The sequence below is a fragment of the Ruthenibacterium lactatiformans genome (genome assembly GCF_000949455.1).
GTDB lineage: Bacteria > Bacillota > Clostridia > Oscillospirales > Ruminococcaceae > Ruthenibacterium > Ruthenibacterium lactatiformans.
Genome location: NZ_JXXK01000023.1, coordinates 24,068 through 44,418, shown reverse-complemented (window position 1 = coordinate 44,418; position 20,351 = coordinate 24,068). Strand labels below are relative to the sequence as shown.

Below are 20,351 nucleotides of genomic sequence, written 5' to 3'. Positions count from 1 at the left end.
GATGAACGATAACGACTATAAAGAAGCCCTTTTCTATGCCGCTTCCATCTTTAACGAACGCTTGGGGGCAGAGTTCGGCGAGGACAACCTTGTGCTGTGCTGCTTTCAGACGGAAAACCAGCAGGAAGTCTTTGAGCAGTTCTGCAAGCAGTATTTCCCTGACCGGCTGGAAGACCGATATACAGAGGACGGCTATTTTGACTTTCACGCCTCTGCATTCGTCGGCACAGGAGACGGCGCTGACGGAATCCTTCTGCGCACAGACATAGCGCGTCATCCGGCAGAGTTGAAACACATTCTTCTGCATGAGCTGGCGCATATCTTCTGCACCCGCAACGAGATTGACGGAGATAATTTCTTTGAGCGATACTGCATGGACGATACCATCAGCCGCGAAGAGGACGGAACCATTAACGCCGGTTATGCGGTCTGGCGGGAACTGATTGCGGAGCTGATTGCATTTGAGCTGGATGACAACTGCGATGTAGTTCCGCTTCGACGCAAGAAAGACCTACTCAGCTATTACGAAGGAGAACTCCTGACCGGCAACGGAAAAATGGGCGTCAGCATGATTCTCTGTGAGGCAATGACCAGTGCTGAGGGCGAAGCGTCTATGACATGGGACGCTGCCAAAAGCAAGTTTACGCGGTTCAAGCCCTTTGATGATCCGCTGTACAGGGACTTGCTGGAACTGGTTTTTACACACGTTAGAGAATACTTTATCGTGATCGACCGCGACTTTATCTATGAAATTGGAGTTTTGTATCTGAGCATTGCCGCACAAGCGATGATTGCGTCCCTAAAGAACAGATTTCAGGAAGAATAGGCAGACCGAAAGAGAGAAAGGACGGGCAACGATATGAAATATAAGCTGTTTCGCTCCCCCGGTAATCTGGACAAGGCAGTCCGGAAGCACGAACTGGTTGCCGTGGAGACCGGCAAGAACATTGATGATGTGGCAGAAGCGCTTATCCGTGATGTTCGGGATGATCTTGCGGAAATGCCGGAGTATGCGCACTGTGAAACCGCTGCGTATGCACCGGAACCAATTCAGGAGCATCGCCGCGTAAGACGTTATCAGTATGAGATGATGGGTGTTGTTTACCCGCAGTATGCGGAGAAGAACATCCTGATTGATTATGGCGTGATTGAAGAGGCGGAGTAATGTCAAAGAGATATGCCAGACAACTACATAGTGCAGATGGTTTGATTGCCGCCGTCGAACAATACGGCTTTCTGCCCTTCTTTCGGAATGAGATTCACGGCTTCTCCATCGAGGAACTTTGCCCACCTGAGTTATGGTTTGCGGATGATGTAGATGGTCCGTGGGAATGGAAAGGACCGGCTGCGCGGAGCGGCAAATGTCTTTACGGCAAACTTTTCAACAAGAAGGCTGGATTTGTGAGTCGGGAGTGGATTCCGGACTTTGCGAACTTCCGGCGTGACGGCTATGACTTTGACGCCCGTTGGGATGACGGCTTGGCGTCCTACAAGGACAAGGAGCTTTATGAAGCCATAGCCGGTGAAGGCAGGATGCTTTCCAAACGGCTGAAAGAGGCTCTGAACTACCGCAAGGGCGGCAACACCGGTTTTGAGACGTGCATCACGCGGCTGCAAATGCAGAGCTATGTCTGCATCGCGGATTTCGTCTATATGCAGGACAGATACGGAAGACCTTATGGCTGGGGTGTCGCAGAGTATGCGACGCCGGAAGAACTTTTCGGGTACGACCTTATCACATCTGCCTATCAGCGAGACCCGCAGGAATCCAAAGAACGCATTCTAAAACATCTGCAATCACGTCTGCCTAACGCGACCGAAATGCAGCTTGAGAAAATCATAAAGGGGTAACGCAATGGACGATATTATCTTTGAGAAGGATTACCGGGAAACCGAGTCTGCCGAATACGATAAATGGTGCGATGAGGTGTTTGACCGCGCAGTTAATTGTGGTATGCTGAAAGCGTACTCCGAAGCAATGGACAAGATACCAAAGATCATTGTACCGGAGGACAAGAAGAACTACGAGTATCTTCTGGAACGCTGTGATGCGTTTGTCAAGCAACACCGCGGGTATATCAAGGGAATCGTGGACTATCATCGTTGGCACGCGGAAATCAATATGTTTCTTCCGTTTGCGGAGTTCGATGACTCAGAAGACCTTGCATTTTTGAAAGAAATTGCAGAAAAATCGCAAACCGTCTGCTTCTCCCCGGACGAAGAAGGTGGCATTCGCGTTCATATTTTTATCAACTACTTTGAAGAATTGATGTCAGCCGAACACAAGTCATACATCGAATACGATGCTATTATGCAGGACAAGAAACTATCTGAGTTACTTGGCATACCGGAGCTTTCTGACGAGGAAATAGAACTCGCCCTGAAAATGAAGGGCATACTTGACCGCATTGATGATGAAACAAGGATTGACCGTACCACGGCTTTTCGAGCCGTGCTTGATAAGATGACAAAAGAGCCGGAAGAAAACTGGTCGCTTCATTATATGGCAACATTGCTGGAAGCTCTGCTATACTTCATGCTGAATGAAGGAAATGAAAAGATTGATGAGGAAGAACACAATGAGTAAGAAACTTGTAGCATATTTTTCTGCGTCCGGCGTGACCGCGAAGGTTGCCGAGACGCTGGCAGAGGCAATCGGCGCGGACATCTTTGAGATTGAGCCGAAGGTGCCTTACACGGAAGCTGATCTGAACTGGATGGACAAGAAAGCCCGCAGCACGATTGAGATGAGCGATCCTGCCTCCCGTCCTGAGATTGCCGTCAAGCGGGACAACATGAAGGACTACGATACCATCTTTGTGGGCTTCCCGATCTGGTGGTATGTCGCGCCGACGATTATCAATACGTTCCTTGAGAGCTATGATTTGACCGGCAAGACGATCATCCCGTTTGCAACCTCCGGAGGAAGCGACATTGGCAAGACGAACGAACGCCTTGCGCCGAGCTGCAAAGGCGCAAAGCTGATGGACGGCAAGGTTTTCAAGGGCAGCGTCGGGCATCAGGAGCTTGCGGCGTGGGTTGAAGGACTTGGACTTTAAGGGGCAGACAACTCGGGATTTAATGGAGGGATGTTTCTATGAAATCTTTTGTTTGCAGTTTGTGTCACAATGGCATACTTGGAGGAGGTCTGTACCTCGATAGTCAGTCGCTTACTTACAAGACAAACAAGCTTACAGTTGACAAAAAATACAGAAATTTAGTTTTGCCGATGCAGGAAATAAAAGAAATCTCTTGGAAGTGGATAGTCTTTCCAATTGCAACAGTTAATATGAAAAATGGAGAACTATATAAATTCATTATTTTCAATAAATCACGCTTTGCAAAATGGTTTCAAGAGTATTCTCGATAAATACAAAGTGTCAAATTCCGGTTTAATGAACAGGAGATGATGATCGCATGAAAATCCTACATGAACTTTCTTGGCTATGGGAAACGCTGGGCATTGCGCTTGTTGCTGCGGCTGTCTGCATGGCTTGCGCTGCGCTGATTGGCAAGGCAGCGAAGAAGAAGCTCGACAAAAAGGTGTTGGCGGTCGTAGGGGCAGCGGCATTTGTGGGCGCGATTCTGGCGGTCATTCTGATCGCCCGGACACCGATGCCGCTTTGATAGGACGGAGGATAGAATAATGCCGCTTCAAATTGTCAGAAATGACATCACAAAAATGAATGTGGACGCCATCGTCAACGCTGCCAACGAGTCGCTGCTGGGTGGCGGCGGTGTGGACGGCTGCATTCATCGTGCCGCAGGACCGGAGCTGCTGGTGGAATGTGAAACGCTCCACGGCTGCAAAACCGGGAGCGCAAAAATCACGAAGGGCTATAAGCTGCCCTGCAAATATGTCATTCATGCTGTCGGTCCGCGCTGGTATGACGGGCGGCATGGTGAGCGCGAACGGCTGATCTCATGCTATCGGACTTCGCTCATGCTGGCGAAAGAATACGGCTGCGAATCGGTTGCGTTCCCTCTGATTTCCTCCGGCATTTTCGGCTATCCGAAGGATCAGGCTCTCAAAGTGGCGATTGACACCATTAGCAGTTTCCTTCTCGAAAACGAAATGACGGTGTACATCGTCATTTTTGACCGCAAAGCCTATCAGATCAGCGGCAAGCTGTTTGCCGATATTGCAGCGTACATAGATGACCGCTATGTGGACGAGCATACTGATAATCGTTCCGAGCGTCTGCGCAGGATGAACGCCTTCCGGATGGAAGAACCCATGCCTTGCGAGGCATCCGTTTGTGAAGAGGCAATCGAACAGCTCATGCCTCCCGTCTCTGCGGCGGCTGCCCCCAAAAAGGCGGCAACCCTTGATGACGCGCTGGGACAGATCGACGAGAGTTTTTCCGAGATGCTTCTGCGAAAGATTGATGAGCGCGGCATGACAGACGCGCAGTGCTATAAGAAGGCGAATATTGACCGGAAGCTCTTCTCGAAGATCCGCTCGGACAAGTCTTATAAGCCTTCCAAGCCCACGGTCATTGCGTTTGCCATTGCCCTTGAGCTGCCGCTTGTTGAAATGAAGGATATGCTCATGAAGGCTGGCTTTGCGCTCTCCCACTCCAACAAGTTTGACATCATCGTGGAGTATTTCGTGGAGCATGGGAACTATAATGTCTTTGAGATCAACGAGGCTCTGTTTGCCTTCGACCAAAGTTTAATAGGAGCATAAGGTCTATGGATAAAGTGTTTCAGAAATTTTTGCGAAGTGGTATTGACCTTTCGCCCGTAGGGGTGGAGCGTCGTGAAGATAACAACCCATACTTTTGCACGCCAAAAGGTGCATCTATTTTTGGCTGGGCGGGTGTGGACGGCATCCACTTCTGCTTTGTTCGAGACTTTGGCGGTATGGTATTTTCCGTCAGTCCCATGAACTCGGCCCCGGATTTTGTTCATCCGCTGGCAAACGATTTTGAAGACTTTCTGAGGTTGCTCCTTGCTTGCAGTGATTCGGCAGCGCTGGAACAGGCGTGGATGTGGGATAAAGCCCAGTTTGAAGCCTTTTTGCAGGACAACCCTCCAACGCAGGATCAGCAAAGAACGCTATCAGAGCTTGCTGAGAAAATGAAATTGACGCCTATGGAACAGCCGTGGGTATACATCAAAAAGCTGCAAGCATCTTTTGATTATAGTAAGATCAAGTACACCGAGGACTATTATGATGTTGATATGAACCCAGAAGCAGAACCGACCATGCCTGAGTGGAAGGTCTACTTTGAGGGAAACTTCTGGGGACATTCGGGAAAAGACCATGCCGGAACGGAAATCCGGTTGAATAAGCAATTTGACTGGGCGAGGCATCATTGGGTTATTCCTGCGGCGTATTCTTGCAGCAAGGGACTCGTCATGGACTTTTGTATGCGTACCCCGGAAGAAGACATTCGCAAGTTCATAACTAAATGGGATTTACACCCCGAAAACGACTCCTGCGAATACTTCACGCAGGAGCAGCAAATGCAGATAGATTTAGACAATCCACTTTGCCTTGACTTTATTCCTCGTTTGGAATTGAACGGGAAAACAATGCTGACCTCCCACGGCTGTTCCGTGGTCTTTAATCCATGTTTGCCAGACGGGGTGATCAATGAAGCGGAAGCAAAGTGGGCATTGGAACACTATGATTTGGATACATCCTATGGATGGATGATTTTTCGAGCAGCTTTTCCGTGGACAAGCAAACGCCGTCCTGAAATAAAAGCCCTCTCCCTTACAATGGAGCAGCAGTCGTGTCGTGTCCCGGGACCACATTTCAAGGCACACGCTCCCGGTGATTCGTTTTCTTTCCTCCATCCGGTCAGTGGAAAAAAATACACATTGACTGTACAGGAATTAGAGCAGCAGACAATTTCCGAAAAGCGTTACGGTTCTGACCGCTGGTTTTATCCTACGCATTTTACTGCTATGAGCTATACACTTTCTCCTGAACCTGACAGCGATGTTACGATCTGTGATTGCGCTGAGGGGGACAAGCCTTTGGAAATTGCGCCATGCTCTGACCGCTATGCACCAGAGGCACGAAACGATATTGCTTGTATCGGCATTATCGGCGGAGCGGACGGTCCAATCGCAATCGTGTGTGGAGACAGCTCAAAAGAAAAACTTCATGCAGTTTGTTCCTCTCTACACTTTGAGCCGGTGGAGGGTGATATTGAATGGCGTATCGTATTCAACATTAAAAGCTCCAATGAAATGTCATTAGGGCTGATCTAAGAAGAAAGCGGAGGCAAAGAAGGTGAAACAACACACTTACATCGCAATCGACCTGAAATCCTTCTACGCCTCCGTGGAGTGCCGGGAGCGCGGCTTAGATCCTCTGGACACAAACCTTGTTGTTGCGGATGAAAGCCGTACCGATAAGACCATCTGCCTTGCCGTCACGCCCTCCCTCAAGAGCTACGGTATCTCCGGACGCGGGCGGCTGTTTGAAGTCAAGCAGCGTGTGAAGGAAGCAAATGCCGGACGGCAGCACGATGCGCCGGGACGCAGACTGGACGGCTCGTCGCACTTCTTCTCAGAGCTGCAAGCAGACCCGTCTCTGGCGATTGACTTCATCATCGCGCCGCCTCGGATGGCGTACTACATGGAATACAGCACCCGCATCTATCAGGTTTATCTCAAGTATATTGCCCCGGAAGATATTGTGGTCTACTCCATCGACGAGGTGTTCATGGACGTGACGGACTACCTGAATACCTACAAGCTCTCGGCACATGACCTCGCCATGAAGATCATCCTCGATGTGCTTGAGACAACCGGCATCACAGCAACCGCAGGAATCGGCACGAATCTTTTCCTCTGCAAAGTGGCAATGGACATTGTGGCGAAGCACATCCCCGCCGACAAGAACGGCGTCCGAATAGCCGAACTGGATGAAATGAAGTTCCGGCGTGAGCTTTGGGCGCACCAGCCTCTCACGGATTTCTGGCGCGTGGGTCGAGGCATTGCCAAGAAACTTGAGCAGAACGGGATGTTCACCATGGGCGATGTTGCCCTCTGTTCAGAGCGGAACGAAGACTTGCTTTACAAGCTGTTCGGCAAGAATGCGGAATTGCTCATCGATCATGCGTGGGGCTGGGAGCCTACGACCATTGAGGCAATCAAGGCATACCGTCCCAGCTCCAACAGCCTCAGCTCCGGTCAGGTATTGCACTGCCCATACGAGACGGATAAAGCAAAGCTGGTTGTCCGGGAAATGACGGACTTGCTTGTGCTGGACTTGGTGGACAAGGGGCTTGCCACCGACCAGATGGTTCTCACAGTTGGCTACGACATCGAGAACCTTACCAATCCGGCACGACGGGCAAAGTATCACGGTGCGGTGGAGAAAGACCCCTACGGGCGGGAGATTCCCAAACAGGCGCACGGGTCTATCAACCTCGACGGTCACACATCCTCTACCCGCAAAATAAAGTGTGCCGTGTCAGAGCTGTTTGACCGGATCGTGGACAAGAATCTGCTTGTCCGCCGTATGTATGTTGTGGCAAATCATGTCCTGCCGGAAGCCGATGCGCCGAAGAAAAACGACGGTGCTGTCCAGCTCGACCTCTTTACCGACTATGCCGCCGAAGAGGAAAAGCAGAAAGCCGAAGATGCCGCTTTGGAGCGTGAGCGGAAGATACAAGCCGCCACGCTTGCCATCAAGAAGAAGTATGGAAAGAACGCCATCCTCAAGGCAATGAATCTGGAAGAAGGTGCAACCGCGAAAGACCGCAATGCGCAGATTGGAGGGCATAAGGCGTGAACGGAAAATACGACGAGATCATGGGACTTCCTCACCACGTTTCCAAAACGCGACCACAAATGCCGATGTCAGATCGTGCAGCGCAGTTTGCGCCCTTTGCCGCCCTCACCGGCTATGATTCTGCAATCAAGGAAACCGGACGTCTGACCGACGAAAGGATTGAGCTTGATGAGGGAGCCTTGACCGCTTTGAACATGAGGTATCAGCTCCTCATGGATGCCCTTGATGAAGAGCCGGAGGTTGAAATAACCTACTTCAAACCTGATGAGCGCAAAGCTGGCGGCGCGTATGTAACTGCAACCGGCGCAGTCATAAAGGTTGATGACTTTGAGCGCCTGATTACCATGCAGGACGGCACGAAGATTCCGATGGATGACATCCTAAGCATTGACGGAGAGCTGTTCTTGTCCTTAGAATAATGTCGCTTGCCATGCGACCAAATGAAGTGAATACCGAAGTACAATATGACTGTAAGGTGAGACACCAAGCAGTCATATTTTTATATACGGAGGTACAAAACATGAGAAAGAACTTGACGGAGATCGTATTCATCCTTGATCGCAGCGGCTCTATGAGCGGACTGGAAACAGACACCATCGGAGGATTCAACTCCATGATTGAAAAGCAGAAAAAAGAGAATGGCGAGGCATTGATCTCTACCGTTCTCTTTGACAACGTGAGCGAGGTTATCCATGACCGTGTGCCGGTTCAGAAGGTGGAGCCGATGACCGACAGGGACTATTCCGTTCGCGGCTGCACCGCGCTTCTGGATGCTATCGGCGGAGCGATTCATCACATTGGGAATGTCCATAAGTACGCAAGAAAAGAGGATGTCCCTGAACACACACTGTTCGTCATCACAACGGATGGCATGGAGAATGCAAGCCGCCGTTATGACAGCGAGAAGGTCAAGAAGATGATTGAACGACAGAATGAAAAGTACGGCTGGGAGTTTCTTTTCCTCGGTGCAAACATTGATGCAGTTGAGACGGCAAAGCATTTTGGAATTGGAGCAGATCGAGCGGTCAATTACCACTCTGACCGCGAGGGAACGCAACTCAACTATGAAGTTCTGAGCGAAGCGGTTTCCGCTGTCCGATGCAGCGTACCGCTGGGTACGAATTGGAAAAAACGTATTGATGAGGACTTCAATTCCAGAAAGGACGGAAGAAGGTAATGAGAACAATCACCGTAAAAGGGACAGGCAATGTCTCCGCAAGACCGGATTACATCATCCTATCCCTGAACATTGAAGTCTTATCTGAAACCTATGACCGCGCAATGTCGGAAGCTGCCGAGAGAATCGAAAGACTGCAAGGTGCCGCAGTCCGCGTTGGGTATCGCAAGGAAGACCTGAAAACCACGAGCTTTGATGTCCAGACAAGGTTCGAGAATGTCAAGGATCGGCAAGGAAATTACAAGCGAGAGTTTGCCGGATATGCTTGCAGCTATCGCTTGAAACTTGCCTTTGACTTTGACAGCAAGCAGCTTGCAAAGGTCATTTCTGCGATTGCGGATTGTGGGGCGCAACCAGAACTCAGCATTGCGTTCACCGTGAAAAACCCGGCAAGAGTCAGCGAAGAGCTGCTGATCAATGCGACGGAGAACGCCAGGGCAAAGGCGGAGATTCTTTGCAAAGCATCAGGCAGTACGCTTGGACAGTTGCTCAACATCGACTACAACTGGGGCGAACTCAATGTTTTTTCCAGAACAAGCTACGATGTTGAAGACTGCATTCAGCCTCTCATGGCGATGAGCAAGTGCGCCGCACCTGAGATTGAGCCGGTTGATATTGATGTGACAGACACAGTGGCTTTCACATGGGAAATCCAATGATTTTTTGACTTTTTTGAAATCCGGTACTCAACAAACGCCCTTTTTGTGTCCGTTGTAAAGTGAAGGGACATTTCACGGAGGAATCTTCGGGGAATACGATTTTGGGAGATTAGCAAGCAAATCCGGTGAGTACCCACCGGAGAAAAATCAGTTAAGGAGACCCTGCCCTTAACATCAGATTTTTGCTTGTTGGGATAGTCCCAAACCCTTCTAATCTTTACGACGGAGGGCGCAGCATGGTACGAAGAACACGAGACATTCAGAAGAAGATTTGGCTGACACCACAGGAAGAACGGACGATTGCAAAGAAGATGGAGATGATCGGCACAGAGAACTTCGGTGCGTATGCAAGGAAGATGCTGATTGACGGCTACATCATTGTCGTAGACTACACAGAGCAGAAAAAGCTCGCCGCCGAAATCAACAAGATCGGCGTGAACATCAATACCGTCTGCCGCAGGATCAACTCGACGGGACGATTCTATCAGGACGATATTGACGAGCTGAAAGAAAAGATGGACGCGGTATGGCAGTTACTAAAATCAAAGCAATCCGAGGAACTTTGAGCAAGGCAATCGCGTACATTCTGAATCCCGAAAAGACCGACGAGAAGCTGCTGGTCTCGTCCTACGGCTGTGCCAGCGAGACCGCAGCGCGGGAATTTGAATGGACGCGGAAAATAGCCGAGCAAAAAGGGATGACTCCGGTCAGGATCATAGCCCGTCATGTGATCCAGTCCTTTGAAATCGGAGAGGTCACGCCGGAGCTTGCCCACGAGATCGGCAAGCAGTTCGCAGATGAAATCCTCGAAGGAAAATATGAGTATGTGCTGACCACGCACATTGACAAAGACCATGTTCATAACCACCTGATTTTCAATGCGGTTGACTTCGTGGACTACCACGCATACAAGAGCTACAAGCGGATTTACTACGATATGCGCGAGGTCAGCGACCGGCTCTGTAAGGAAAACGGTCTCTCTGTTATCCCGCCCTCTCAGAACAAAGGCATGGGCTACAAGGAGTACACCGAAGCCAAGCGCGGCACGAGCTGGAAGCAAAAGCTCAAGCAGACCATCGACCGGCTTGTCATCACAGCCAAGGACTACGATGACTTTCTGCGGCTCATGCAGGAAGCCGGTTATGAAATCAAGACCGGCAAATACATCTCCTTCCGCGCTGAAGGTCAGGAGCGGTTTACCCGGTCTAAAACCATCGGAGAGAACTACACCGAGGAACGCATCAAGGAGCGGATTGCCGGACGGACGCCCCGAAAAAGTCAGAGACAGACCACGCCGAAGGGCATCTCTCTCATCGGAGATATTCAGGAGCGGATCAGGCTTATCGACAGCAAGGGTTACGAGCATAAAGCAAAGCTCACTATCCTCAAGGAAGCGGCACGGACGCTCAACTATCTCACGGACAACAACTTGCTCCAATACACCGATCTTGAGAAGAAGGTCGAGGATGTTCACAGCTCCTATGATCGTACCGGCAAGGAACTGAAAGTCGTTGAAGCACGTCTGCGGGAAGTCCAGCCGCTTATTAAAAACATCTCCAACTACCAGCGCCTAAAACCCGTATATGACGCCTTCCAGAAGGCGAAAGACAAGCCGAGCTTCAAGGCAAAGCATGAAGCCGAACTTGTGATCTTTGAGGCGGCGCGGAGTACGCTGCTTGCCATGCAGGGCGATGAAAAACTGCCGAGCTTGAAGACACTGCAAGCGGAACAGCAGCGACTTCTTGACGAGCAGCAGCGACTCTATGATGAACGTGCGAAGCTCAAAAAAGAAGTAAAGCAAATAGAGACAATCAAGTCTAATGTTGATACGTTTCTCGCTCCTTCTGCTGACCATGACCGTGATCATCTGCGCGGCACACAGCGCGAATAATCTCTTCAAAAGCAGGGCATCTTCTGTTGACCGGAGATGCCCTGCATCCTTGAGAGAAGGTTCGAGAAGTTGAAACTTTTTCTTTAATTTCTGCATCAACGGATTGCTTTTGAGAATGAAATCCGGTATAATATTATAAGCGATGTTGAATGCAAGCAAGCGAAAGGATGGTTGCCGTGCGCATAAGCTATAAGAAACTATGGATGCTTCTTCTGGAACGCGACATAAAGAGGGCTTCTCTACGACATGAAGTAGGGTTGTCTGCCGGAACATGGACAAAACTGAATAAGGGGGAAGAAGTGTCCCTCTCTATTTTGCTGCGCATTTGTGATTACTTGAACTGTGACATCGGAGATATATGTGAGGCTGTGCGAACGGACAAGAACTAAGTCCGGTTTTTCGTACAGCTCTTTTTGTAGGATAGTAAGTGTGAAACTATAACTTTGGAGGTTGCTGAAATGGCTGAGAATAACACAAGCAATATCGGCTTTGAAAAACAAATCTGGGACGCGGCTTGCGTCCTGCGCGGAAACATCGACGCATCCGAATACAAGTCCGTCGTTCTCGGATTGATTTTCTTGAAATACATTTCTGATCGCTTCGAGGCAAAGTACAAGGAACTGGTTGAAGAAGGCGATGGATTTGAAGAGGATCAGGACGAATACACTGCCGAAAACATCTTCTTTGTCCCTGAGAATGCACGATGGAGTGCGATTGCTGCTGCCGCTCACACGCCGGAAATTGGCACGGTGATTGATGACGCAATGCGCAGTATCGAGAAAGAAAACAAGCGCCTCAAAGATATTCTTCCTAAGAACTTCGCCCGTCCAGAGCTGGACAAGCGGCGTCTTGGTGAAGTGGTTGATCTCTTCACCAACATTCAGATGATCGAGCATGGAAACAGTAAGGACATTCTTGGTCGGACATACGAATACTGTCTCTCCAAGTTTGCCGAGCAAGAAGGCAAACTTGCTGGTGAGTTCTATACTCCCTCTTGCGTTGTACGTACCCTTGTTGAAGTGTTGCAACCGTTTAATGGACGTGTTTATGACCCGTGCTGCGGCTCTGGCGGTATGTTCGTTCAGTCCGCAAAGTTCATCGAAAATCATGGCGGCAACATCAACAAGATTTCCGTCTTTGGTCAAGACTCCAACCCGACCACATGGAAGATGGCGCAGATGAATCTTGCCATTCGCGGTATAGAAGCCGACCTCGGCAAGTTTAATGCGGACACGTTCTTTAACGATTGCCACCCTCAACTCAAGGCAGACTTCATTATGGCGAATCCTCCCTTCAATCTCTCCGGCTGGGGTGCGGATAAACTCGTTGATGATGTCCGTTGGCAGTATGGTACGCCTCCCGCTGGAAATGCAAACTTCGCGTGGTTGCAGCACATGATCTGGCATCTCGCTCCGAATGGTCGTATCGGCATGGTGCTTGCAAATGGTTCGCTTTCTTCGCAGTCCGGCGGTGAAGGTGAAATCCGCAAGAACATTATCAATGCTGACCTTGTGGACTGTATCGTTGCAATGCCGACGCAGCTATTCTACACGACGCAGATCCCGGTATCGCTCTGGTTCCTTGCAAAGAACAAGAAGCAGAAAGGCAAGACACTATTCATCGACGCACGGAAACTCGGCACTATGGTTACGCGGAAGCTGCGCGAACTGACGGATGTAGACATCAAGAAAATTGCCGACACCTACAACGCCTTTGTAGAAGGAACGCTTGAAGATGAAAAAGGCTTCTGCGCGGTTGTTACTACGCAGGACATCGCAAAGCAAGATTACATTCTCACGCCGGGACGCTATGTTGGCATTGAGGAACAGGAAGATGACGGTGAGCCGTTTGAAGAGAAAATGGGACGCCTGACTTCTGAACTGTCTGAGCTTTTCACTAAGTCTCATGAAATTGAAGCTCAGATCAAAGAACGACTGGGGGCGATTGGATATGACATCTGAGTGGCATGAGGTACCGTTACGAGAGCTGGTTGGGTATATTTCCAAAGGAATTGCTCCTTCGTATGCAGAAGAAGCATCCGAGACAACCATTAGAGTTCTCAATCAAAAGTGCAATCGGAATTTCCGAATAAGCTATGGAGATTCAAGGTTGCATGATACCCTGAAAAAGAAAGTCCCTCCTGAACGATATGTCAAACCTGATGATATTCTGATCAATTCGACAGGTGCGGGAACTGCTGGGAGAATTGCGCAAATTGAAGATGTTCCGTCCGCAACTACAATAGACGGACACATGATCCTTATCCGTTCAAACGGAAAGGTAACGCAGAAGTTCCTTGGTTACGCTCTTAAAGCGCACCAATGGGAAGTCTTGCAGTTGGATGAAGGCTCTACGGGACAAACTGAACTAAACCGTGACCGCCTGTTAGATGAAATTATGATCAACTACCCCGTGTCATTTGATGAGCAGAACGCCATCGTAGGTACGCTTGAATCTATTGATAGGAAGTTGATTGTAAACAAAGAGATAAACGATAATTTAGCGGCTTAGAGCTGGATGGCAGAGACATTGATCTCTCCGGACATCAACTTTGGAAGAAGGGTATCTCTTAGTATGGACAGCCGTTTATTTTCCGCTCTATTAGAATAAATCTGCTCAAGAAGTGGTGAAGCAATGGTATTAAACCCAGCTAACTCTTCTTCCGATGGTAGAACAACAGGGTATGTCATAATCTGCTGCTTATCTCCACGGGGCATTTTCGTTCCTTTCGATCCAGCAACCATAAATGCGAAGAACTTGTCGGCATATAGAGTGCTGAATAGGTACGCCGAGTAACACGGCTGACTTGGCGTAAAGCAAAGAACATCGGTTGAGCAGCCACAGTTGTCCTCACAGTAGACAATCTTCTTAAAGTAAGGACGAATGTTGGAAATCAACGTATCACCTTTATGGCAAGCGGTTGTCTGTGATGTAGTTGGTAGGCTTGTCGCCTCGGTTGAACCAGCTTTTCCCGACAGCATATTTTCCGTTGAGAAGTAGGTTCTGACGTTCAACTCAGAGACAGCTACTTTGTCTGTTGAATATGAGCAAATATCCGAGAGGACTCCCTGATTTACTGCCAAAATGTCATTGCTGAACCGCCCTTGATATATCGTTTGCAGGAGATCAGCTAAATTATCGTTTACCGCCTTATTCACTCTCATCAGTGGCGAGAGTCACTTCAAAGGAACTGCCACTGTTTATCGTTCTCTTAAAGACAAAGGAGAACGACGATGAAAGAACAACTTATCCAAGAGATACAGCGTAAAATGCTGCCGTATCTCAACAACGAACAACTATTGCAGTTAGGTGATGCTTTAACCGAAGCTCTACAAGGAGTGAGCGTTAGTTATGAAGACACCACCCCAAAGAAGGAAGAACGGGATGCCGTCGAAGCGTTCATTACTGCCAAGCGCATTGAAGGCTGTTCCGAGAAAACCTTGAAGTATTACCGGAAGACGATTGAATCCATGCTGTCTACCATCGCTAAGAAGGCCAGTCAGATAACAACGGATGATCTTCGTAAGTACCTGACAACCTACCAGACGCAGCGCAGGTCCAGCAAGGTAACGATTGATAACATCCGGCGCATACTGTCCAGCTTCTTCTCATGGCTTGAAGATGAAGACTTCATCTTGAAAAGTCCGGTACGCCGGATTCACAAGGTAAAGACAGCAAAGTTGGTCAAAGACACCTACACGGACGAGGCGTTAGAGCTGATGCGGGATAGCTGCACAACTACAAGGGATTTAGCAATCATTGACCTACTCGCTTCCTCTGGGATGCGTGTTGGAGAGATGGTCATGCTGAACCGAGAAGACATTGACTTCAACGAGCGGGAATGCGTTGTGATCGGTAAAGGTAACAAGGAGCGCCTTGTGTACTTCGATGCAAGAACCAAAATACATTTGCAGAACTACCTCAACGAGCGCACAGATGCGAACCCGGCACTGTTCGTCTCGCTGAAAGCCCCGCACGACCGGCTGATGATCGGGGGCGTGGAGACGCGGCTTCGAGAGCTGGGAAAACGCTTGAATTTGCCCAAAGTACACCCACACAAATTCCGGCGAACGCTGGCAACCTCAGCCATAGATAAGGGAATGCCCATAGAGCAAGTCCAGCAACTCTTAGGGCATCAGAAGATCGATACAACCATGCACTACGCAATGGTAAAGCAACAAAATGTGAAGCTGGCACACAGAAAGTACATCGGATAGGATGGTGAATATGAATAGACATTTTCTAAGAGATATAGCAGACATCCAGACGGGACCTTTTGGGAGTCAGCTTCACAAAGAGGACTATGTAGATATTGGAACCCCCATTGTAACAGTTGAGCATTTGGGAAATAGAGTTTTCACTGAACAGAACCTTCCAAAAGTATCTGATGAAGATAAGGCTCGCCTATCTAAGTATGTTTTGAAGGAAGGAGACATTGTATTTAGCCGGGTTGGATCGGTTGATAGATGCTCTTATGTGGATGCCGCACACGACGGCTGGATGTTTTCTGGACGGTGTTTGAGAGTGCGTCCTAACACAGAAGTAGATCCGTTATATCTCTACTATTTTTTCTGCTTGGAAGACACAAAACAATTCGTAAGAAATATTGCGGTGGGCGCGACAATGCCGTCAATCAATACAAAACTGCTTGGAGAAGTTGAGGTAGCTTACCCTTCACAGACAGAGCAGCAGAAGATCGTTGCACTTCTTTCTGCCTTAGATGATAAAATTGAAATCAACCAAAAGATAAACGATAATTTATACGCACAAGCAAAGGCAATCTTCGCTCAGCGATTCATTGGCATTGAAACTATTCCCGACGGCTGGAAAAAGGGCAATCTTCTGGATATTGCCAATTATCTAAATGGTCTTGCAATGCAGAAGTTCCGTCCTCGTGATGACGAAGTAGGGCTTCCTGTTCTCAAAATTAAAGAACTCCGTCAAGGCTCATGCGATGTCAGCAGTGAATTATGCTCCCCGAGTATTAAGCCTGAATACATAGTCCATGATGGGGATGTTATATTCTCATGGTCTGGCAGTTTGCTTGTTGACATTTGGTGCGGTGGAACTTGTGGCTTAAATCAGCATCTTTTCAAAGTGACATCAGAAACCTACGATCAATGGTTCTACTATTTATGGACGGCACATCACCTTGAACGATTCATTGCTATTGCCGCTGATAAGGCAACGACGATGGGACACATAAAACGCGGGGAACTTGAAAAAGCCGAAGTCCTTATCCCGTCCGAAAAGGACTACAAGGAAATTAGTTCCTTAATGAATCCCTTATTCAACCTGATTATCGCAAATCGGATTGAAGCTCGCAAACTTACTGAACTTAGGGATGAACTTCTTCCGAAACTCATGTCGGGTGAAATTGATGTTTCGGAGGTGTCCGTATGAGTAATAAACAACTGAGAATACCTTTTAATGCACCTTTGCATCCGCAGGACACCGAAGTATCAACCTACGGATGCCGTCAGAACAACCCTGATATTTGCGGTAATAACGGATTGCCGGGAGTATGCGCCTTTGCATCGGATGACCGCATCTGCAAAAAACCATCTCGCGCATGGAAAAAGCAGTTCCAAAAGCTTAAAGAATCAAGCCGCTAAATTATCGTTTATTGCCCTTGTCGCATTGCGAGCGACCACGCGCTGTCAAAACGCGGTATAATATGATTTGAAAATGGGAGGTATGTGCAATGGATATACAAGAAACAATCAGTCGCGTCAGAAAAGAATACAAGGATTATCTGCGTGAGAAGCATCCTGACTGGGCAGAAAGCAGTCTCAGCACCCATGTTTCTGATGCCTTCTACCTGTATCAGAATACCATTGCCCTCTCCTTCTGGAAGTGTTTTGAGAGCGACGAGTCGATGGCAGCGGCAAAGCAGGATATACTCGAATATCTGAAACATGATGTGATGTCGGAACGCGCTGAGGAACGCACAGCCGGTTATTTCAATGATCTCAAGATGCTCAAAGAGTTCCTGGACACCAAAGGCGGTGTGAGAGCCTATGTGGGACCGGAGTACGATTGTGAAGTGACTGTCTACAAATACGCAAAAATGTCCTACGATGGAGCACTTTCTTCCGATGACGCTGTTGCGGCCATGTGCAAGGAAGTTCCGTTCTTCGGGGAAACATCCCATAAGCTCATGGTCATGCTGTTTGCATCCATGATGGAGGGAACAAGATACACCCGCCGGGGCAATACAGAAACAACGATTTACTTCATCGCCCATATCGGACAGGACTATGGCAAGGATCGCATGGTCAATGCCTTAAAAGCAACCCACGAAAACATAACCTACTACTACGAGCAGACCGGAAACAAGTCAAACAGCATCCGCCGGGGCTGCACAAAGGTAGCCAAGGACAACAATATTGTTATGGATTTCAGCGAGAAGATGTTTGAGGGCATCATCCCGAAGGAATCCTCTGATACTGCCCTCACGGTCGATGACACAGCCGTCCGGTATTGGCTGTATGCTGCTGGCGATGGCTCGGTCAACTGGGAGAACGATTATGACGAGGGCATTATGGCTATCGGCTGGGATGACATGGGCGATCTCATGCAGTACAGCTCCAAGGAAGAAATGCGAGCTAAGATGCGGGAAGTCTATGGGGGGACAAGCTCGTATAAAAATCAAGTTCACGCCACATGGCAGTTTGCAAACGACATCAAACCCGGCGACATCATCTTCGTCAAAAAAGGCAGAAAAGAAATCATTGGCAGAGGCGTTGTTGAGGGCGAGTATGTATATGATCCCACCCGTGAGCACTACCGTAACACCCGTACTGTCCGCTGGACAGACAAAGGTTTATGGGAGCATTCTGAGCAGTTGGCGATGAAAACTCTGACCGATGTAACGCCTTATACCGATTTTGTGAAGAAGACGCAAAGCCTTTTTGATGGAGAAAGCACAAATGTTGCTATCCAAGACGAGGATGAAGAGGAACGGACATACGATCCATATACCGCCGACGATTTCCTGCATGATGTGTTTATGGAAGAAGACCGCTACAACATCCTCAAGGCTCTCTTGCTGACGAAGAAGAATGTGATCCTCCAAGGCGCACCGGGCGTCGGGAAAACCTTTGCGGCAAAGAGGCTCGCCTATTCTATCATGGGCGAGAAAGACACGAACCGCGTCAAGATGGTGCAATTCCATCAGAGTTACAGCTACGAAGACTTTATCATGGGCTTCCGCCCCACGGAAACAGGCTTCGAGTTGAAGAAAGGCGTATTCTATGAGTTCTGCCGCAAGGCCGCAGAAGATGACCGTCCCTATTTCTTCATCATTGACGAGATCAACCGAGGCAACTTGAGCAAGATTTTTGGCGAGCTGTTCATGCTCATTGAAAGCGATAAGCGCGGAGTTGAGTTACAGCTTCTCTACGCGGACGAGCAGTTCTCTATTCCAAGCAATGTTTACATCATCGGCATGATGAATACCGCAGACCGTAGTCTTGCCATGCTGGACTATGCACTGCGCCGCCGTTTTGCGTTCTTTGAGATGACACCGGCATTTAACTCGTCTGGTTTCAGGGCATATAGGGCGAAGATCAACAACCCGAAGTTCGACCGCCTAATTGCCACAGTGGAGCAGCTTAATGATGTGATAGCGAATGATGATTCGCTGGGCGAAGGTTTCTGCATCGGCCATAGTTATTTCTGTACGAACGCCACAGTCACAGACGATTGGATGAAGTCCGTGGTAGAGTTTGAGCTGATCCCGCTGCTCAAAGAATACTGGTTTGATGAAGCCGCAAAAGTCAAGGATTGGAGCCGTACTCTTCGTGAGGTGGTCAAATGATTCCCATTCGCAACATCTACTATATGCTGGCCTATGCGTTCCAAGTGTTGCACGAGCAAGGCTATAAGGATGTTGCCGCTGAGGATTTCCGAAACACCGCAGAGTTGCTGGCTGCTATCCTATGCAAAGGCGTGTCTGTTCAGATTAAGCGGGGCTTATGCAGACAGTACATAACAAAGGAAGAGCCGCTGGCTTCCCCAAGAGGCAAGCTTGAAATTGGAGAATCCATCAAAACCCAAGTCCTTCGTAAAAAACAGCTCGTCTGCGCCTATGATGAGTTTTCGGTTAATGCCTATACAAATCGCATTATCAAAACGACAATGGCCGTACTGCTCCGTGCAGATATTACCAAGGCGAGGAAGAAGGAGATCCGCAAGCTGCTTGTCTTCTTCGATGGCGTAGATACCTTGGACGCTCATAACATCAACTGGAACATACAATATGACCGCAATAATCAGACCTACCGGATGATAATTGAAATATGCCGGTTTGTTCTGAAAGGACTGCTGCAAACGACCGCAGACGGATCTACCCGTATTATGGATTATGCGGATGACATGACAATGGCAAAGCTGTATGAGAAATTCATACTGGGCTATTATCAGCGGGAGCACCCGGACATCCGTGCGTATTCCCCGCAAATCGCTTGGCAAGTGACAGATGGGTACAGAACGCTTTTGCCTACCATGCAGTCCGACATCGTGCTTTCAAACAAGAAAACTGGAAAGACGCTTATAATCGACGCAAAGTTCTACACGCACAATATGCAGATGAAAGCACCCTATATGACGCAAACGCTCCACTCAGGGAATTTGTATCAGATTTTCACCTATGTCAAGAACTGGGATGCAGCGCCCGGAGAAACGGTAGCGGGGATGCTTCTATACGCCAAGACGGATGATGCCGTTCAGCCGGATGGAGATTACCAGATGAGCGGCAATCAGATCAGCGTAAAAACGCTTGATATGAACTGCGAGTTCGCTGTGATCGCAGGACAGCTTGACACGATTGCAGAAAGGGTTAGATGATAACACAGCAGATCG

24 protein-coding genes are annotated in these 20,351 nt (G+C 48.8%); 23 read left to right on the top strand and 1 reads right to left on the bottom strand.

The features are described from left to right. The first annotated feature begins 1 nt into the window (after position 1). From TQ39_RS14105 to TQ39_RS14020, 18 genes are all read left to right on the top strand, one after another. Positions 2–826 (top strand): hypothetical protein, encoded by an 825-nt coding sequence (locus TQ39_RS14105; RefSeq protein ID WP_050005987.1) that lies wholly within the window; start codon positions 2–4, stop codon positions 824–826. 33 nt (positions 827–859) lie between these two features. After that, positions 860–1,165: a hypothetical protein gene (locus TQ39_RS14100; protein ID WP_008816144.1), complete on the top strand. Its 306-nt coding sequence runs from the start codon at positions 860–862 to the stop codon at positions 1,163–1,165. Next, on the top strand, positions 1,165–1,851 hold the full coding sequence (locus TQ39_RS14095; RefSeq protein WP_050005986.1) for an AlkZ-related protein: 687 nt from the start codon (positions 1,165–1,167) through the stop codon (positions 1,849–1,851). The genes TQ39_RS14100 and TQ39_RS14095 overlap by 1 nt, the downstream gene beginning before the upstream one ends. Positions 1,852–1,855: 4 nt before the next feature. Then, positions 1,856–2,587, top strand: a complete 732-nt coding sequence (locus tag TQ39_RS14090) for a hypothetical protein (protein WP_050005985.1) — start codon at positions 1,856–1,858, stop codon at positions 2,585–2,587. Beyond that, positions 2,580–3,059: a flavodoxin gene (locus TQ39_RS14085; protein ID WP_050005984.1), complete on the top strand. Its 480-nt coding sequence runs from the start codon at positions 2,580–2,582 to the stop codon at positions 3,057–3,059. The genes TQ39_RS14090 and TQ39_RS14085 overlap by 8 nt, the downstream gene beginning before the upstream one ends. 38 nt (positions 3,060–3,097) lie before the next feature. Further along, on the top strand, positions 3,098–3,370 hold the full coding sequence (locus TQ39_RS14080) for a hypothetical protein (protein WP_015518051.1): 273 nt from the start codon (positions 3,098–3,100) through the stop codon (positions 3,368–3,370). Between the two features lie 47 nt (positions 3,371–3,417). Next, positions 3,418–3,627, top strand: coding sequence for a hypothetical protein (locus TQ39_RS14075; protein WP_006573505.1), 210 nt, complete (start codon positions 3,418–3,420; stop codon positions 3,625–3,627). Positions 3,628–3,646: 19 nt separating this feature from the next. Beyond that, on the top strand, positions 3,647–4,690 hold the full coding sequence (locus TQ39_RS14070; RefSeq protein ID WP_009323473.1) for an O-acetyl-ADP-ribose deacetylase: 1,044 nt from the start codon (positions 3,647–3,649) through the stop codon (positions 4,688–4,690). 5 nt (positions 4,691–4,695) lie between these two features. After that, complete coding sequence (locus tag TQ39_RS14065; RefSeq protein WP_008396796.1) at positions 4,696–6,228, top strand: hypothetical protein; 1,533 nt, start codon at positions 4,696–4,698, stop codon at positions 6,226–6,228. Positions 6,229–6,250: 22 nt separating this feature from the next. Further along, positions 6,251–7,759 (top strand): Y-family DNA polymerase, encoded by a 1,509-nt coding sequence (locus tag TQ39_RS14060; RefSeq protein ID WP_050005983.1) that lies wholly within the window; start codon positions 6,251–6,253, stop codon positions 7,757–7,759. Further along, positions 7,756–8,178: a YolD-like family protein gene (locus tag TQ39_RS14055; protein ID WP_008396798.1), complete on the top strand. Its 423-nt coding sequence runs from the start codon at positions 7,756–7,758 to the stop codon at positions 8,176–8,178. Before TQ39_RS14060 ends, TQ39_RS14055 begins: the two co-directional genes overlap by 4 nt. 101 nt (positions 8,179–8,279) lie before the next feature. Further along, positions 8,280–8,936 carry a vWA domain-containing protein gene (locus TQ39_RS14050; RefSeq protein ID WP_050006001.1) on the top strand — a complete coding sequence of 219 codons (657 nt, stop codon included), beginning with the start codon at positions 8,280–8,282 and terminating at the stop codon, positions 8,934–8,936. Next, entirely contained in the window at positions 8,936–9,595 is a 660-nt protein-coding gene (locus TQ39_RS14045) for an SIMPL domain-containing protein (protein ID WP_050005982.1), read from the top strand. Before TQ39_RS14050 ends, TQ39_RS14045 begins: the two co-directional genes overlap by 1 nt. A 236-nt stretch (positions 9,596–9,831) precedes the next feature. Further along, positions 9,832–10,161, top strand: a complete 330-nt coding sequence (locus TQ39_RS14040; RefSeq protein ID WP_005934759.1) for a plasmid mobilization protein — start codon at positions 9,832–9,834, stop codon at positions 10,159–10,161. Beyond that, complete coding sequence (locus TQ39_RS14035; protein ID WP_050005981.1) at positions 10,122–11,486, top strand: relaxase/mobilization nuclease domain-containing protein; 1,365 nt, start codon at positions 10,122–10,124, stop codon at positions 11,484–11,486. Before TQ39_RS14040 ends, TQ39_RS14035 begins: the two co-directional genes overlap by 40 nt. A 149-nt stretch (positions 11,487–11,635) precedes the next feature. Beyond that, positions 11,636–11,875, top strand: coding sequence for a helix-turn-helix domain-containing protein (locus tag TQ39_RS14030; RefSeq protein ID WP_008982943.1), 240 nt, complete (start codon positions 11,636–11,638; stop codon positions 11,873–11,875). Between the two features lie 69 nt (positions 11,876–11,944). Beyond that, positions 11,945–13,447 (top strand): class I SAM-dependent DNA methyltransferase, encoded by a 1,503-nt coding sequence (locus tag TQ39_RS14025; RefSeq protein WP_050005980.1) that lies wholly within the window; start codon positions 11,945–11,947, stop codon positions 13,445–13,447. Then, on the top strand, positions 13,437–13,997 hold the full coding sequence (locus TQ39_RS14020) for a restriction endonuclease subunit S (RefSeq protein ID WP_050005979.1): 561 nt from the start codon (positions 13,437–13,439) through the stop codon (positions 13,995–13,997). The genes TQ39_RS14025 and TQ39_RS14020 overlap by 11 nt, the downstream gene beginning before the upstream one ends. Here the strand turns inward: TQ39_RS14020 and TQ39_RS20940 are convergent. Next, positions 13,994–14,650 (bottom strand): restriction endonuclease subunit S, encoded by a 657-nt coding sequence (locus tag TQ39_RS20940; protein ID WP_156146331.1) that lies wholly within the window; start codon positions 14,648–14,650, stop codon positions 13,994–13,996. The two genes, TQ39_RS14020 and TQ39_RS20940, sit on opposite strands and share 4 nt — an antisense overlap. A 69-nt stretch (positions 14,651–14,719) precedes the next feature. Between TQ39_RS20940 and xerA the strand changes: the two genes are divergently transcribed. From xerA to mcrC, 5 genes are all read left to right on the top strand, one after another. Next, positions 14,720–15,703 carry a site-specific tyrosine recombinase/integron integrase gene (gene xerA / locus TQ39_RS14010; RefSeq protein ID WP_050005977.1) on the top strand — a complete coding sequence of 328 codons (984 nt, stop codon included), beginning with the start codon at positions 14,720–14,722 and terminating at the stop codon, positions 15,701–15,703. A 10-nt stretch (positions 15,704–15,713) separates the two neighbouring features. Then, positions 15,714–16,889: a restriction endonuclease subunit S gene (locus tag TQ39_RS14005; protein ID WP_082052276.1), complete on the top strand. Its 1,176-nt coding sequence runs from the start codon at positions 15,714–15,716 to the stop codon at positions 16,887–16,889. After that, positions 16,886–17,101: a hypothetical protein gene (locus tag TQ39_RS20405; protein WP_082052274.1), complete on the top strand. Its 216-nt coding sequence runs from the start codon at positions 16,886–16,888 to the stop codon at positions 17,099–17,101. The genes TQ39_RS14005 and TQ39_RS20405 overlap by 4 nt, the downstream gene beginning before the upstream one ends. An 89-nt stretch (positions 17,102–17,190) precedes the next feature. After that, positions 17,191–19,308: an AAA family ATPase gene (locus tag TQ39_RS14000; RefSeq protein ID WP_050005975.1), complete on the top strand. Its 2,118-nt coding sequence runs from the start codon at positions 17,191–17,193 to the stop codon at positions 19,306–19,308. After that, entirely contained in the window at positions 19,305–20,336 is a 1,032-nt protein-coding gene (gene mcrC, locus TQ39_RS13995) for a 5-methylcytosine-specific restriction endonuclease system specificity protein McrC (protein WP_050005974.1), read from the top strand. The genes TQ39_RS14000 and mcrC overlap by 4 nt, the downstream gene beginning before the upstream one ends. The last annotated feature ends 15 nt before the right edge of the window (positions 20,337–20,351 follow it).